The following is a 15351-nucleotide window of genomic DNA, read 5'->3' as shown; positions in this document are numbered from 1 at the left end:
CGCGCTAGCGCCCGACAGTGACCGGCAGCGCCTTCAGGGAGTGGGACCTGAACGAGGTCCGCCAACGCAGCTCCCCGGGCGGGACGGCGAGTCCGATGCGGGGGAAGCGCCGCAGCAGCGTGCCGAGGGCGATCCGGATCTCCATGCGGGCGAGCGGCGCCCCGAGGCAGTAGTGCATTCCGTGACCGAGCGTCAGGTGCTGCTTGTCCGCGCGGTGGATGTCGAAGGCGTCCGGGTCGGGGTAGCGCTCGGGGTCGCGGTGGGCCGGGGCGAGACCGAGCATGACGGTGTCCCCGGCCGGGATGCGGGCGCCGGCGATCTCGACGTCCTCGGTGGGGAACCGGCGGATGGCCCACTGGTTGGGCAGGGCGTGGCGCAGGATCTCCTCGACCGCCTCGGGCAGGAGCCCGGGGTCGGCGCGGACCGCGTCGAGCTGGTCGGGGTGGCGGAGCAGCGTCAGCAGTCCGTTGCTGATGAGGTGCTGGGTGTTCTCGTTGCCGGCGAGCAGGATGAGGAAGGCCAGGGAGACCAGCTCGTCCTCGCTGAGGCGGTCCTCCTCGTCGCGGGCCGCGATCATCGCCGAGAGCAGGTCGTCCCCGGGGGCGGTGCGCCGGGCGGCGATCAGCTCCAGCAGGAAGCGGTGGATGTGGCCGACGCTCTCCGCGACCTGCCCGGGGTGCTCGGGCGCGAACATCGCGCTCGTCCAGCGGGAGAACGGGAGCCGGCTCTCCTCGGGCACGTCGAAGAGATCACCGATGACGCCCAGCGGCAGGGGGTTGGCGAAGTGCTCGACGAGGTCGACCACGCCGCCCCCGTCGGCGAGGCCGTCCGCGAGGCGGTCGGCCGCGGCCCGGACGCGGCCGTGGAGGTCCTCGATCCGGCGCGGGGTGAAGGCCTTGGACACCAGGCGGCGCAGCCGGAGATGGTCGGCCGGGTCGATGTTGAGCAGGTTGGCGTCCAGGGCCGGGGGCAGGGTGAAGCCGCGGTAGCCGGTGCCGGAGTGCTTCTTGTTCACCGACAGCCTGGGGTCGGTCAGCCCGGCGCGGACGTCGGCCTCGCGCAGCACGAGCCACACGGCGGAGCCGTCCGGGATCGTGACGTGGTGCACCGGGCCCGCCTTCCGGAGCCGGGCGTAGACCGGGTACGGGTCGGCGAAGAACGCCTCGTCGAAGGGCATGGGCAGGGTGTGCTCGGCGGCGGGCCGGTTCATGCTGTTTCCTCGGGCTGGAGGCTCGTGGCGCCGGCGACCGCGGCGTCGACGAGCGGGGACTTGGCGAACGCGTGGGCCAGCTTGCGCTGGAAGGCCAGTTCGGCGACGAGGTCGCCGGGCTCGGCGATGCGCGGGGTGGGGACGTGCTCGGAAGGCTGCCGCCCCTCGGCCTTGGCCCGGATCGCGGCGCGCAGATGGGCCGCCTCGATCGTGGCGGCCACGTCGTCCTCCGCCAGGCCGGCGGCCGTGGCGCGCTCGCGGGCCGCCTCGGCGACGGCGGGGTCCATCCAGGTACGCAGGGCCCACTGGGCGTCGCGGATCTCCACCACCGTGCGGTACAGGCGGGTGCGCAGGTCCGCTTCGGGGTCCAGGGGGATGACGGGCTCGGGCACCAGGGCCGTGACCCGGCGGTGCAGCGGGGCGAGTTCCCGGAGGGTGCGGCGGTCCCGGACGGCCTCCCACAGGGTGCTCAGGTGGCGTCCCCAGTCGGGCAGGGTCCAGGCGACGGTCTTGATGACGGTGGCGATGGCCACCGATATCTGGGCGACGGGCTCCCACGCCTGCCCGTTCGTGCCGAACTGCCCGGCGACGACGTCGGCGGCGCGGCAGCCGCTGTAGACCAGGGCGAACGGCAGGGTGAGCGCGGTCAGCTGCATGCCGCGGCGCAGCCAGGGGGTCGGGGCGACCTTGGCGCAGCGCCACCCGAGGATGCCGACGTCGATCTGGTTGGCCGTGTAGGCGAGGAGGTAGACGATGATGTAGGCGGGGTAGTACTGGGCCTTGGAGAGCGCGAAGTTGTTGGGGGCCTCCCGCTCGACGGTGGCCGCGGAGAAGAGGGTCACCATCGTGACCAGGACGAGCGCGAGGGCGATGAGGCGCGGTACGGCCTTGCGCCGGGCGACGTCCCGTTCGTGGGTGAGGTGCAGCAGCACCAGCTGCTGGCAGGCGGACATGAGGACCACACAGCTCTGGGTGAACAGCCCGGAGAAGTTGACGATGCCCACGGCCCGGCTGGTCGCCGCCCAGACGGCGGGCGTGGACACCGTGAAGGTGACCCAGAGGAGGAAGAAGTTCCCGGTCAGCGCGAGCTGGGTGACCGAGCGGTCCGTGCGCAGGACCCGCATCTTGTAGAGCATCGCGAGCAGCGCCAGGGCGGCGCAGACGGGATACAGGACGGCGTTCATTGCTCCCTCGGGGGTTGGGGGGACTCCAGGGCGGCGAGCCGTGCTGCGAGTTCCCGCGCCTCCTGCGGCACGGTCCAGGTCCGCTGTGCCGTCCAGGTGCTGATCTGGCGCCCGATGAGCGAGCCCACGAGTTCGGCCTCGATCTCGACCTCGGTCTGCTCGTGCTCGCGGCCGAGGACCCTGCGCACCATGTCGGGGTTGAGCGAGGGCAGCAGGAGCCGGGAGGAGTCCGTGGACAGCACGGGCGCGGAGTCGTGGTCGCAGACGACGTGGCCGATCTCGTGCAGGATCACCTGGTGCTGGTGGACCGGGGCGAGCCGCTGCTCGAAGACCACGTAGTCCTGGTCGTCGGCCGAGACCCAGAGCCCGTCGGGGCTGCCGAGCGGCAGGACCAGCGGGAGGAGGTGGATCGGCCGGCCGTGCAGCCGGCTGATGTGCTCGCACAGCTCGGGGATCGTCAGCGTGCCGTGCGCGGGCAGGCCCAGGGAGCGCACCCGCTCCCTGCACCGCTCGCGCAGCTCTCCCGGACCCCGGTCGCCGGCACGGAGTCGCCATCGCACGACTAACACCTACGCCGTGCCGCGCGCATGTCCCCCACCGCTCCCCCTCCGCCGTCCCGACCGGGCGTCTCTTTGTCGACAGTGATCAGAAGGTTACGGGAATCCGGGGAACGGCAGGGGACGGGTTCGCGCTCAGCCGATGGCGTGGACGTCCTCGACGTAGCGGCCCGCGTCCGTCAGCTCCCGCAGCCACGCGTCCGCCTCCCGGGCGTCCGCGCCCGTCCGGCGGGCGTACAGGTCGCGCAGGGCGGCGCGGACGCCCGGCGCCATGCGGCTGCCGTCGCCGCACACGTGCACCCGCGCCCCGGCCTCCAGCAGGGACCACACCTCGTCGCCCTCGGCGGCGAGGCGGTGCTGGACGAACGGACCCTGCGGGCCGGGCCGGTTGCTGAACGCCGGGCGCACCGAGACCGCGCCCGCCTCCTGTGCCGCGTGCAGTTCACCGGCGTGCAGGAAGTCGGCGTCGGGGGCGTCGCAGCCGAAGTAGAGGAGCGCGGGGGCGAGCCGGGCTCCGGCCGCCGCCCGGGCGGTGCGGTCGGCGACCGCACCCCGGAAGGGCGCGAGGCCCGTGCCAGCGGCCACCATCACCACGGGAGCCGGGTCGTCCGGGGCGATGCGGAAGGCCTCGCGGCAGGGCTGGACGCGGGCCAGGACCGTGTCGCCGGGCCGCAGGGCGGCGAGGTGGCCCGAGCCGGTGCCGCGGAACTCGCCCCGGCCGGAGCGGGCCGGGGCGCTCAGCACGGAGACCATCAGGTCGATGTGACGGGGGCCGGTGGCCGGTGAGGAGGAGACGGAGTAGAGGCGGGGGCGGATCGGGGGCAGCAGTTCGAGCAGGTCCGCGGGGCCGAGGGTGCCGCGCAGCGACGGGTGGTCCTCGATCAGGTCGAGGACGCTGCGCGGGTCGCCGTCGCCCACGGCCCGCAGGGCGGCCTGCTCGGGCGGGCAGGGGTTGCGGGCGGCCAGGTGCTCCAGCTGCCGTGGTGCCGGGGGCTGTTGCAGTTCCAGGTGGTGCGCCAGGAGTGCGCGCACGGTCAGCGGCCGGTCGACGGGCAGGGTGTCGCGGCCGGGGCGGCGGGGGTGCACGGCGAGCACGGTGCCGGGGTCGGTACCGAACAGCGCTGCGGCCCGGGCCACCAGGGCGGGGTCGTTGACGGGCAGGACGGCCAGGTGGTCGGCGGTGCGGTAGGTGACGCCGTCCGGCAGGGCGAGGCGCAGGAAGCGCTTGGTGCGCGGGTGAGCGGGGTCGGTCAGGTCGCGGGCCTCGGTGACGGTCATGGGCAGCATGCCGTGCCGGGCGGCGAGCGCGTCGAGCGGTCCGCCGGTGAGTTCGGTGACGGTGTGGGCGGCGCCGTCGTCCTCGGGTGCGGCGGCGCCGGTGCTCGCCGGGTCGCCGTACCGCTCCAGGAGCGCGCGGCGCAGCGCGCGGGTGAACTCCTCGACGGTGCCGCGCAGGTCGCCGGAGGCGTCGGCCTCGGCGCGGGGCAGCAGCCGGATGCCGCCGAGGGCGGCGAGCCGCTCGTCGAGGCGGGTGGGGACGCGCTGGTAGGTGGCGGCCCAGTTGCGGTCGCCGACGCCGAGGACGGCGTAGTGCACCCCTGCGGCGGCGTCCGGCCGCGCGGTGTCGGCCCACTGGGCGAAGGCGGTGGCGTCGTCCGTGGGGCGGCCGTTGTAGGAGGCGGCGACGATCACCACGGGGGTCTCGCGGGGCAGTGCCCCGGTGTGCTCGTCGAGCGGGGCCGCCGTGGCGGCGAAGCCGAGCCGGGCCGCTTCGCCGGCGAGGTCGTGGGCGAGGTCGCGGCAGGTGCCGTAGTTGGAGCCGTGCAGGACCAGCAGCCCGGTGCCCTGCCGGGCGCGGGCGGGTACGGGCGTGGCATCGCCGGTCTCCGTGGCGGACCGGGCGGCGCCCGGCAGGGCCGTGCGGGCGGCGAGCCGGTCGGCGGTGGTGCGGCGGGCCAGGGAGAGGGTGAAGCCGTCGGGCTTGAGGGTGAGGGTCTCCTTGATGCGCAGCCGGTAGCCGGAGCTGTCGGCGAAGCGGTAGCGGTGCACGAGCAGGCCGAGCAGCATGGTCGCCTCGTGCAGGGCGAACTGCCGCCCGATGCAGGCGCGTTCCCCGGTGCCGAAGGGCTTGTAGGCGTGCGGCGGGCGGGCCGCCTCCGCCTCGGGGGCGAAGCGGGCGGGGTCGAACAGCTCGGGGTTGTCGCCCCAGACCGGGTCGCGGTGCAGCATCGGGGTGAGGACGGTGACGCCCTCTCCGGCCCGCAGCGGGAAGCGCCCACCGAGCAGGGTGTCCTCGCGGGCCTCCCGGCCGAAGGCCGCGGCCGTGGGCCACAGCCGCAGGGCCTCGCACAGGACCTGCCGGGTCCAGCGCAGCCGGCCGACGTCCTCGAAGGACGGCTCGGGGTCCGCGGTGTCGCCCCACAGCTCGTCGGCCTCCCGCTGGGCGAGGCGCAGCGAGACGGGGTCCTTCAGCAGGTGGTAGAGGGCGAAGGACAGGGCGCCGGAGGTGGTCTCGTGCCCGGCTATGAGGAAGGTGATGACCTGGTTGCGGATGTTGGCCTGGTCGAGGGTGGTGCCGTCGGCCGGGTGCGGGGCGCCGAGCATGAGGCCGAGCAGGTCGTCGGTGCGGGTGTCGCCGGAGGCGGTACGGGTGGCGACGACGTCGTCCACCACGCCCGCGAGGAAGGCGGCGTCGGCCCGGAACGCCTCGTCCGCTGCCGTGTGGTCGGCGTCGGGGTCGCCTCCGACCCGGGTCATGCTCCAGTCGAGGCAGCGCACCATGGCCTCGACGAAGGGGTGCGGTTCGTCGCGTGCGAAGGACTCGAAGTCGTAGCCGAATCCGGTGAGTCCGATGGTGTCGAGCGTCATGCGGGTCATGTCCCCGGGCACGTCCACGGGCGCGCCCTCCGCCAGACGGGCGTCCCAGGACTCGACGAGGCGGCGGGCGACCGTCAGCATGGCCGGGTGGTAGGCGCGCAGCGAGCCGAGGGCGAAGGCGGGCAGCAGGATGTCGTGCGCCTTGGCCCAGTTGGTCTCGTGGTTGTAGGCGGTGAAGAGCCCGTCGGCGGTGAACTCGCGGACGTTCTCCAGCGCCGGGCCGACGTGCTTGGTGAAGCGCTCCTCGTCGGCCAGCTCGGCGACCAGGTCGAGCGAGGAGACGAAGAGCCGGTCCGTGCCGTGCAGCCGGCGCCGGAAGACCGGCCCGTGCCGGCGGGCCAGACGCATCACCTGCTGGAGCGGGGTGTCGCCCACTCCGACGGCGGAGACGTCCACGAGGGGGATGACGGCCGCGGGGGCCTCGGTCGCAAGGGTCATGTCCTCAGCCTGACCGCCCCGGTCCGGGCCGCAGGGAGCCCGGACTGCATGATTGTGCAGTGACCCGTGGCGCGCGGCTCTTGCGCCCGGGCGTACGAGGGAGTAACGCGGGGGTGCACAGCGGTGAACGAGGCGGCGTATGCCGAGTGGCGCAATCACTTCATCGTCCTGCTCGACCGGCTGCCCGTGCCGATCGCCATCTGCCAGGCGGACGGCGAGGTCGCCGTGGCCAATCCGGCCATGGCCGCGGAGTGGGGCCTGCCGCCGGGCCAGGTGCGCGGCCGCAATCTGCTGGACCTGTTCCGCCCGCGCACCGCGGCCCAGGTCGACCGGCTGACCGAGGCGCTGCGGCTGGGCCACCGCTCCCGCTACGCCATCGAGGTGCGCTGGGCGGCGGCCCGGGAGGGAGAGCTGCTGGTGGACACGGTGGGTGAGCCGTCGCGGATGTATCCGATGCTGCTGACGGTGCTGCGGGTGCGGGAGCGGGAGGGTGCCGGGGCGCGGCCGGCGGTGGAGGTGAGCGAGGTGGAGGGCCGGATCCTGGCGCTGGCGGCGGCGGGGGCGACGACGGCGGCGATCGGCAAGGCGGTCGGGCTGACGGTGGACGGCGTCAACTACCACGTCTCCCGGCTGATGCGGCGCTGGCGGGTGCCGAACCGTACGGCGCTGGTGGCGAAGGCGTACGCGCTGGGCGTCCTGGCCCCGGGGCAGTGGCCGCCGGTGCCGGTGCCAGGGGCTTTTTCCCCCACCCGCCCCTTCCCGTAACCGGGGGCTCCGCCCCCGGACCCCCGGTCCTCAAACTCCCCCAGCTACCTCCCCCAGCTACCGCTGGGGGTGCCCCCAGGAGGTGCCCCCGGACGGGCTGAATTTCAGCCCGTCCGGCGTTTGAGGCTGCGCTCGATGTGCGGCTCCGCCGCGTGGCGCGCGCAGCGCGGTCCAGGGGTCTGGGGCGAAGCCCCAGTCTCGGGAAGGGGCGGGGTAGGGGAAAAGAAACCCCTCACCGCCCCCGCGGAGGGTTCCGCAGCACACAGTCGCCGCAGTAACCCCCCGACGGCACCCGGTAATACAGGCAGCACGTGCTGCGCTCGAAGACCGGCCCCCCGGAACCGCAGCGCAGCGCCCCCGTGTTGCGCAGCAGCTCGTCCCGGAACAGCCCGCGCACCAGCGCGACCGCCGACGCCGCGTCCCCCGGACGCCCCCGCTCCGTGCACCAGTCGTGCAGCACCCGCAGCGAACCGGCCAGCGACGAACCGGCGTTGCCCCACAGCAGCCGCGCCGAGACGGGGGTCACCGCCCGGGTGGCCCGGTGCAGGGGGACCAGCAGGCCGTGCAGGACGGTGGCGGCGAGCTGTCCGGCCGGGTCCGCGGTGGGCGGCAGGGCCTCGGGGACGGCCAGCGACAGGTCGTCCGGCGCGGTACGGGCGGGGTGCCAGCGCAGCCCTTCCGTGGTCAGGGCCGGGAGCCGCCCGGTGAGCACGGCCGAGCCGAGGGCGACGGACAGCAGCCGCCCCGCGATGCCCTGGAAGGCGATGGACGCGGCCACGCGGGTGTCGTCCGTCCCCAGCCGCCCGGCGACGGTCGCGACCCGCAGCCGCACGGCCTCCTCGCCGAGCGGCAGGTATCCCTCAAGGCCGTCGCCCCCGGTGCGCAGCGCGAAGAACGGGCCCACATCGGCGAGTTCGCTGAGGTGCATGAGGCGGGCGGTTCCTTCGTTCGGAGGCGGTCGCACACTGTACCCCGTACGCCCCGCACGGGTGATTCGGAAGCCGGCGGGCTGCCCGGCCACGCGCTTCCGGCGAGACTGAGCGCCGGACATCCGATGATCGTAAGAGGTCGGGCATATCGTGCAAGGGGTGGATCTCATGGCCGGTGGCACGGGAACCGTTCTGTTCGCGCTGCGCGAGGACCCGCTCGCAGCGGACTCCGAGGGCGGGCAACTGCGCAGGATCCGCAGGGCGGTGGAGGAGCACGGCCTGGAGGTGCGCTGGGCCCGGACCGAGGCCGACGCGCGGGCGGTGCTGCGCACGGAGGCCGGGCTGGCGGCCGCGGTCGTGGCGTGGGACCTCCCGGCAGCCGGGGACGTCAAGGGCGACGAGCCGGGCGGCGCGGCGGTGCTGCGCCGGATCGGGCAGCGCTTCATGGACCTGCCCGTCCTGCTCGTCATGACGGAGGGCGCCGACGAGGACCTCGACCGCCTGCCGCTGTGGGTGGCGGAGGCCGTCGTCGGCTACGTCTGGCCGCTGGAGGACACCCCGGCCTTCATCGCCGGGCGGATCGCCGGGGCCGCGCGCGCCTACCGGGAGGCCGTCCTCCCGCCGTTCTTCAAGGCGCTGCGGCGCTTCGACGACGACCACGAGTACTCCTGGCACACCCCGGCGCACGCGGGCGGCGTCGCCTTCCTGAAGTCCCCGGTCGGGCGTGCCCTCTTCGACTACTACGGGGAGCGGCTCTTCCGCACCGACCTGTCGATCTCGGTCGAGGAGCTGGGCTCGCTGTTCGAGCACACGGGTCCGATCGGGGACGCGGAGCGCAACGCCGCCCGGATCTTCGGCGCCGACCGCACCTACTTCGTGCTGCACGGGAACTCCACCGCGGACCGCATGGTCGGGCACTTCTGCGTCTCCCGCGACGAGATCGCCCTGGTGGACCGCAACTGCCACAAGTCCGTCCTGCACGGCCTGGTCCTGTCCGGCGCCCGGCCCGTCTACCTCGTCCCCACCCGCAACGGCTACGGGCTGGCCGGGCCGCTGCCCCCGGCCGAGATCGGGGCCGCGGCGGTGGCGGGCCGCATCGCCCGCCACCCGCTCGCCCGGGAGGCGGCCTCGCCCGCGGCCGAGTACGCCGTGCTCACCAACTCCACCTACGACGGGCTGTGTTACGACGCCGTCCGGGTCGCCCGCGAGCTGGCCCCCAGTACGCCGCGGCTGCACTTCGACGAGGCGTGGTTCGCGTACGCGCGCTTCCACCCCCTCTACGCCGGGCGCTACGGAATGTCGGTGGGCCCCGGCACCTTCCCCGGCCCCGAGCGCCCCACCGTCTTCTCGACCCAGTCCACGCACAAGCTGCTGGCGGCGCTGTCGCAGAGCGCGATGGTGCACGTCAAGCCGTCGCCGCGGGCCCCGGTGGAGCACGACCGCTTCAACGAGGCGTTCATGATGCACGGCACCACCTCGCCCCTCTATCCCGCCATCGCCTCCCTCGACGTGGCGGCCTCGATGATGGACGGGCCGCAGGGGCACTGGCTGGTCGACGAGGCGGTCACCGAGGCCATCCGCTTCCGGCAGGCCGTGGCCCGCACCGGCAGGCGCATCGCGGCCGCCGGGGACCGGCCCCCCTGGTTCTTCGGCGCCTGGCAGCCCGGCAGCGTCACCGACCCGGACACGGGCGAACGGCAGGCCTTCGCCGACGCCCCCGCCGAACTCCTGCGCACCCAACCGTCCTGCTGGCAGCTGGAACCGGGCGCCGACTGGCACGGCTTCCCCGGCCTCGACGACGGCTACTGCCTGCTGGACCCGGTCAAGGTGACGCTGACCTGCCCGGGGATCGACGCCTCCGGCCGGTGGGCCGACCGGGGCATCCCCGCCCGCATCCTGACGGCCTATCTGGCGAGCCGGAACATCGTCGTCGAGAAGACCGACGCCTACACCACGCTCGTCCTCTTCTCCATGGGCATCACCAAGGGCAAGTGGGGCACCCTGCTGGACGCCCTGATGGACTTCAAGGCGCTCTACGACGGCGATGCTCCCCTCGACCGCGTCCTGCCGGACCTCCTCGCGCAGTACCCGCGGCGGTACGCCGGATCGACGCTGCCCGGCCTGTGCCAGTCCATGCACGACCACCTGCGCCGCGCGGACCTGGTCACGCTGCTGGACACCGCCTTCCAGGAGCTGCCGGAGCCGGTCGCCCCGCCCCAGTCGTGCTACCAGCGGCTGATCCGCGGCGGCACCGAGCGCGTACGGCTGGCCGACGCCGCGGGCAGGGTGGCCGCGGCCATGGTGACCGTCACCCCGCCCGGCATCCCGGTCCTGATGCCCGGCGAGTCCACGGGCGACGCCGGCGGACCGCTGCTGCGCTACCTCGGCGCACTGGAGTCCTTCGACCGCGAGTTCCCCGGATTCCGCAGCGAGACCCACGGCGTGACCGTCGACGCGGACACCGGCGACTACACGATCGAGTGTCTGCGTACCTCGTGATGTCCGGAACACCACGCCCACCATCCGGCGCATCCTTGACTCCTCGTACCGCCCAGGCGAGCCTCTGCGCTGACATCGCTGTCATACGAGGGGCGTGGTCGAATGAGACGGGCCGTACACCCACCGCTGCGCCGCCGTACCGGCGCGGCCGCGCTCGCCCTGGCGGCGGTGCTCGGCGCCACCGCGCTCGTCCCGCCGGAGCGGGCGGGCGCGGCGCCGGGCGGTGACCTCACCGGCCTCGTCAACCCGTTCATCGGCACCCAGAACGAGGGCAACACCTTCCCCGGCGCCGCCGTCCCGTTCGGGATGGTGCAGCTCTCCCCCGACACCGGGCACAGCACCGGCTACGACTACAAGGACCGCCACATCCGCGGGTTCAGCACCGTGCACCTGTCGGGGGTGGGCTGCCGCATCGGCGGCGACCTGCCCGTGCTCCCCACCACGGGGGACGTGACGCAGACCGACAACGCCCGCTACGCCGCCGAGTTCGCCCACGAGAACGAGACGGCCCGGCCCGGCTACTACCGGGTGCGGCTCTCCTCCTACGGCGGCATCACCGCTGAACTCACGGCGACCGCCCGCACCGGCGGGCAGCGCTATACCTTCCCCGCCACCGAGAAGGCGAACGTCCTCTTCAACACCGGCCAGTCGCTGCACAGGACGGTCTCCAGCAGCGTCGAGGTCGTCGACAGCCGCACCGTGCGCACCACCATCACCGGCCGCGGCTTCTGCCAGGACACCCGGCCGTACACCGTGCACACCCTCACCCGCTTCGACCGGCCGTTCGCCTCCTACGGCACCTGGAACGGCGACCGGGTGACCGCGGGCAGCCGCGCCTCGACCTCCACGGGCCGCAACGGCGCCTGGGTGCGCTTCGACACCACCCGCGACCGGACCGTGGAAGCCACCACGGCCGTCAGCTACGTGGACGCCGCGGGAGCCGAGCACAATCTGCGCGCCGAGGAGGACGGCTTCGACCGCACGGCCGCCGCGGCGCGCGAGGCGTGGCAGCGGCGGCTGGCCGACGTGGCCGTCGAGGGCGGCGGCAGGACGCTGCGCCGCACGTTCTACTCGTCCCTCTACCGCTCGTTCCTCTCGCCCAACGTGGGCAGCGACGCCGACGGCCGCTACACGGGCTGGGACCAGAGAATCCACCGTGCCGAAGGCTTCACCTACTACCAGAACTGGTCGCTCTGGGACACCTACCGCACCCAGGCCCAGCTCCTGTCCCTGCTCGCCCCGCGCGAGGCGCGGGACATGGCGCTGTCCGTGCTGCGGGTCGACGCCGAGGGCGGCTGGCTGCCCAAGTGGGGCTACGGGACGGTCGAGACGAACATCATGACGGGCGACCCGGTGACTCCGTACCTCACCAACGCGTTCGAGCAGGGCCTGCTCGAAGGCCACGAGGAGGAGGCCTACCGGGCGCTGCGGAAGAACGCCGACGGCGTCCCCCCGGCCCGCTCCCCGTACATCGGCCGCGAGGGCAACGCCCGGTACGTCAAGGACGGTTACGTGCCGTACCTGCCCGGCGAGCCCCAGCACAAGCCCGGCGACTCCGACTTCCACGAGGGCGCCTCGGCCACCCTCGAGTACGCGCTGGCCGACGGCGTGCTCGCCCGGATGGCCCGTGCGCTGGGGCACCGCGCGGACGCCGAGCGGTACGCGGCCCGGTCCCGCAACTACCGCAGGCTGTACGACCCGGCCACCGGCTTCTTCCGCCCCCGCGACGCCTCCGGCGCGTTCACCGGCTCCGCCGACCCGGCGCGGAGCCCCGGCTTCCACGAGGGCACGGCCTGGCAGTACCAGTGGCTGGTGCCGCAGGACCTGCCGGGCCTGGTGCGGCTGATCGGCGGCCGGGAGGCGGCCGGCAAGCGGCTGGACTCCTTCTTCGCCTACGACCGGCTGCTCGCCGACCCGGCGCGCACGGCCCGCGAGGTGTGGGTCAACGGCCCGTACGACTACTACAACGCCGACAAGTACAACCCGCAGAACGAGCCCGACCTCATCGCGCCCTACACCTACCTCTCCACGGGCAAGCCGTGGAAGACCACGGACGTGGTGCACGCGGCGCTCACGCTGTTCACCGACTCCCCGACCGGGATGACCGGCAACGACGACCTGGGCACGATGTCGGCGTGGATGGTCCTGTCGGCCGTCGGCATCTACCCGGTGGCCCCGGGAACGGACCTGTGGGGGCTGAGCACCCCCGTCTTCGACCGGGTCGACCTGCACCTGGACCGGAAGTGGTATCCGCGGGGCCGCTTCACGGTGACCGCGCGGGGCACCTCGGACACCGACCGGTACGTCCGCTCGGCGCGGCTGGACGGCGCCGGCTACGACCGCACGTACCTGACGACGAGGACGCTCCGCGAGGGCGGGCGGCTGGACTTCACCGTCGGGTCGCAGCCCTCGCGCTGGGGCACGGGCGAGGCGGCCGCACCGCCGCCCGCCATCGGCTGATCCCGGGAGCCGGCGCGGGGCGGCGGCTTCCGTCGCCGCCGGGGCTCGGCCATGATGACGGCCATCCCCGTCAGCGTCGACGAGAGGACGAGGACATGGCCGGGCTCCGGGCAGGGCAGGGCGTACTGCGCCGCAAGCCGATCGAGACGATCGAGGAGGCGGAGGAGGCGGAGGCGCACGGCGAGCACCTGACCCGGACCCTGGGCCTGTGGCAGCTCACCGCGATCGGCGTCGGCGGCATCATCGGGGCCGGCATCTTCAGCCTGGCGGGCACCATCGCCAACGGCGTGGCGGGCCCGGCCGTGCTGGTGTCGTTCCTCATCGCGGGCGTGGCGAGCGCGGCGGCGGCCTTCTCGTACGCGGAGTTCGCGGGCCTCATCCCGCGGGCCGGGTCGGCCTACACCTACGGCTACGCGGTGCTCGGCGAGATCGGCGGCTGGTTCATCGGCTGGGACCTGCTGCTGGAGTACACGGCGATCGTCTCGGTCGTGGCCATCGGCATCTCCGGGTACATCAACTTCCTGCTGGGCGAGGCGAACGCCCATCTGCCGGCCTGGATGCTGGGCGCGCCGGGGACGGGGGACGGGCACCGGATCGACCTGTTCGCGGCGGTGCTTTGCCTGCTGATCGCCTATCTGCTGACCATGGGCATCAAGAACGCGGCCCGGTTCGAGACGGTGGTCGTGGGACTGAAGGTCATCGTGGTCCTGCTGGTGATCGTCGTGGGCTTCTTCCACGTCAAGAGCGGCAACTACAAGCCCTTCTTCCCCTTCGGCCTCAGCGGTACGTTCACGGGTGCGGCCACGGTCTTCTTCGCGGTGTTCGGGTACGACGCGATGTCCACGGCGGCGGAGGAGTCCAAGGACGCGCAGCGCCACATGCCCAGGGCGATCCTCTACTCGCTGGCCATCTCGATGGTGCTGTACGTGCTGGCGTGCCTGGTGCTCACCGGCATGCAGAACTACCAGCACATCGACAAGGCCAGCGGCTTCTCCACGGCCTTCAAGTCGGTGGGGCTCAGCGGGATCGCCGACGTCATCGCGGTCGGCGCGATCATCGGCATCCTCACCGTCATGTTCACCTTCATGCTCGGTGTGACCCGGGTGTGGTTCGCGATGAGCCGGGACGGGCTGCTGCCGAAGTGGTTCGCCCACACCCACCCCACGCGGCACGTGCCGACGCGGGTGACGTGGATCGTGGGGATCGCCTCGGCCGTGATCGCGGGGCTCATCCCGATCGGCGAGGCGGCGGAGCTGACCAATATCGGCATCCTGCTGGCCTTCGCGGTCGTGTGCACGGCGGTCATCGTGCTCCGCTACAAGCAGCCGGAGCTGCCGCGCAGCTTCCGCTGCCCGTGGGTGCCGGTGGTGCCGGGGATCGGGGTGGCCGCGTCGATCTGGCTGATCACCTATCTGGCGTGGCAGACGTGGGTGCGGTTCGCGGTGTGGTTCGTCATCGGGATGGCCGTGTACTTCGCCTACTCCTACAAGCACTCGGAGCTGGCCCACGCCGATTCCCGGGGCATCCCCCAGGGCTGACGCCGCCACGGCGGGCCGCTACTTCAGCAGGCGGGAGAGCCTGCGGTCGGCGAGCGGCTTTCCGCCCGTCTGGCAGGTGGGGCAGTACTGCAGGGACGAGTCGCTGAAGGACACCTCGCGGACGGTGTCCCCGCAGACCGGGCAGGGCTGCCCGGTGCGGCCGTGGACGCGCAGGCCGCTCCTCTTCTCCGCCTTCAGCTCGGCGGCGGCCTGGCCGCGGGAGCGCTCGACGGCGTCGCGCAGGGTGCTGCCCAGCGCCTCGTAGAGGGTGGTGGTCTCCTCCTCCGTGAGGCTTGCGGCGAGTTTGAAGGGGGACATGCGGGCCGCATGCAGGATCTCGTCGGAGTAGGCGTTGCCGATGCCCGCGATGACGCTCTGGTCGCGCAGGACGCCCTTGAGCTGCCGCCGCTCGCCGCGCAGCAGCCCGGCGAAGGCGTCGAGGGTGAAGTCGGGGGCGAGGGGGTCGGGGCCGAGCCGGGCGATGCCGGGGACCTCGGCGGGCTCGCGGACGCAGTACACGGCGAGCCGCTTCTGAGTGCCCGCCTCGGTGAGGTCGAAGCCGCCGCCCCCGGCGAGGCGCACCCGCAGCGCGAGCGGCCCCTTGCCCGGCCGCGGGGGCTCCTCCGGCAGGGTGTCCCGCCAGCGCAGCCAGCCCGCCCGGGCGAGGTGGCACACCAGGTGCGGGCCGCCCCCGGTGGCGAGGTCGAGGAACTTGCCGTGCCGGTGCACGGAGGTCACGGCGCGCCCTTCGAGGGCGCTCAGCGGCGGGTCGTAGGTCTTGAGGACGCTCACGGCCGCGGGCAGGACGCGCTCGACCGTACGGCCGACGAGGCGCTCGGACAGGAATCCGGCGAGGGCCTCGACCTCCGGCAGCTCCGGCATGGCTCCAGTCTG

At 73.5% G+C, this 15351-nt stretch carries 10 protein-coding genes; 4 read left to right on the top strand and 6 right to left on the bottom strand.

The window, feature by feature from the left end; translation table 11 throughout:
• Nucleotides 1-4 precede the first annotated feature (4 nt).
• The 4 genes from AC1Z4A_RS28860 to AC1Z4A_RS28845 all read right to left on the bottom strand — a co-directional run bounded on the left by AC1Z4A_RS28860 (nucleotide 5) and on the right by AC1Z4A_RS28845 (nucleotide 6266).
• Entirely contained in the window at nucleotides 5-1210 is a 1206-nt protein-coding gene (locus AC1Z4A_RS28860; protein WP_483682799.1) for a cytochrome P450 family protein, read from the bottom strand.
• A complete protein-coding gene (locus AC1Z4A_RS28855; RefSeq protein WP_483682798.1) occupies nucleotides 1207-2394 on the bottom strand; it encodes an MAB_1171c family putative transporter in 1188 nt (395 codons plus the stop codon). Before AC1Z4A_RS28855 ends, AC1Z4A_RS28860 begins: the two co-directional genes overlap by 4 nt.
• Nucleotides 2391-2954, bottom strand: a complete 564-nt coding sequence (locus AC1Z4A_RS28850) for a M78 family metallopeptidase domain-containing protein (RefSeq protein WP_483682797.1) — start codon at nucleotides 2952-2954, stop codon at nucleotides 2391-2393. Before AC1Z4A_RS28850 ends, AC1Z4A_RS28855 begins: the two co-directional genes overlap by 4 nt.
• A 132-nt stretch (nucleotides 2955-3086) precedes the next feature.
• The gene (locus AC1Z4A_RS28845; protein WP_483682796.1) at nucleotides 3087-6266 is read right to left on the bottom strand and encodes a bifunctional cytochrome P450/NADPH--P450 reductase; all 3180 of its coding nucleotides are present in this window, start codon (nucleotides 6264-6266) and stop codon (nucleotides 3087-3089) included.
• Between the two features lie 123 nt (nucleotides 6267-6389).
• Here AC1Z4A_RS28845 and AC1Z4A_RS28840 point away from each other — a divergent pair, with 123 nt between their 5' ends.
• Nucleotides 6390-7031 carry a PAS domain-containing protein gene (locus tag AC1Z4A_RS28840; protein WP_483682795.1) on the top strand — a complete coding sequence of 214 codons (642 nt, stop codon included), beginning with the start codon at nucleotides 6390-6392 and terminating at the stop codon, nucleotides 7029-7031.
• 232 nt (nucleotides 7032-7263) lie between these two features.
• Here AC1Z4A_RS28840 and AC1Z4A_RS28835 read toward each other — a convergent pair whose 3' ends face one another.
• A complete protein-coding gene (locus AC1Z4A_RS28835; protein WP_483682794.1) occupies nucleotides 7264-7959 on the bottom strand; it encodes a (2Fe-2S)-binding protein in 696 nt (231 codons plus the stop codon).
• A gap of 169 nt (nucleotides 7960-8128) precedes the next feature.
• On the opposite strand from AC1Z4A_RS28835, the gene AC1Z4A_RS28830 reads away from it, so the two are divergent.
• From AC1Z4A_RS28830 to AC1Z4A_RS28820, 3 genes are all read left to right on the top strand, one after another.
• Nucleotides 8129-10459 carry an Orn/Lys/Arg family decarboxylase gene (locus AC1Z4A_RS28830; RefSeq protein ID WP_483682793.1) on the top strand — a complete coding sequence of 777 codons (2331 nt, stop codon included), beginning with the start codon at nucleotides 8129-8131 and terminating at the stop codon, nucleotides 10457-10459.
• Nucleotides 10460-10561: 102 nt separating this feature from the next.
• Entirely contained in the window at nucleotides 10562-12919 is a 2358-nt protein-coding gene (locus tag AC1Z4A_RS28825; protein WP_483682792.1) for a GH92 family glycosyl hydrolase, read from the top strand.
• Nucleotides 12920-13014: 95 nt separating this feature from the next.
• Nucleotides 13015-14457 (top strand): amino acid permease, encoded by a 1443-nt coding sequence (locus AC1Z4A_RS28820; protein WP_483682791.1) that lies wholly within the window; start codon nucleotides 13015-13017, stop codon nucleotides 14455-14457.
• Between the two features lie 18 nt (nucleotides 14458-14475).
• Here AC1Z4A_RS28820 and AC1Z4A_RS28815 read toward each other — a convergent pair whose 3' ends face one another.
• Nucleotides 14476-15339, bottom strand: coding sequence for an Fpg/Nei family DNA glycosylase (locus tag AC1Z4A_RS28815; protein WP_483682790.1), 864 nt, complete (start codon nucleotides 15337-15339; stop codon nucleotides 14476-14478).
• Nucleotides 15340-15351 lie beyond the last annotated feature (12 nt).

The sequence above is a fragment of the Streptomyces sp. 17_S59 genome (assembly GCF_056930295.1).
The sequence above is the reverse complement of the archived record's forward strand: the minus strand, read 5'-3'. Positions and strand labels throughout refer to the sequence as shown.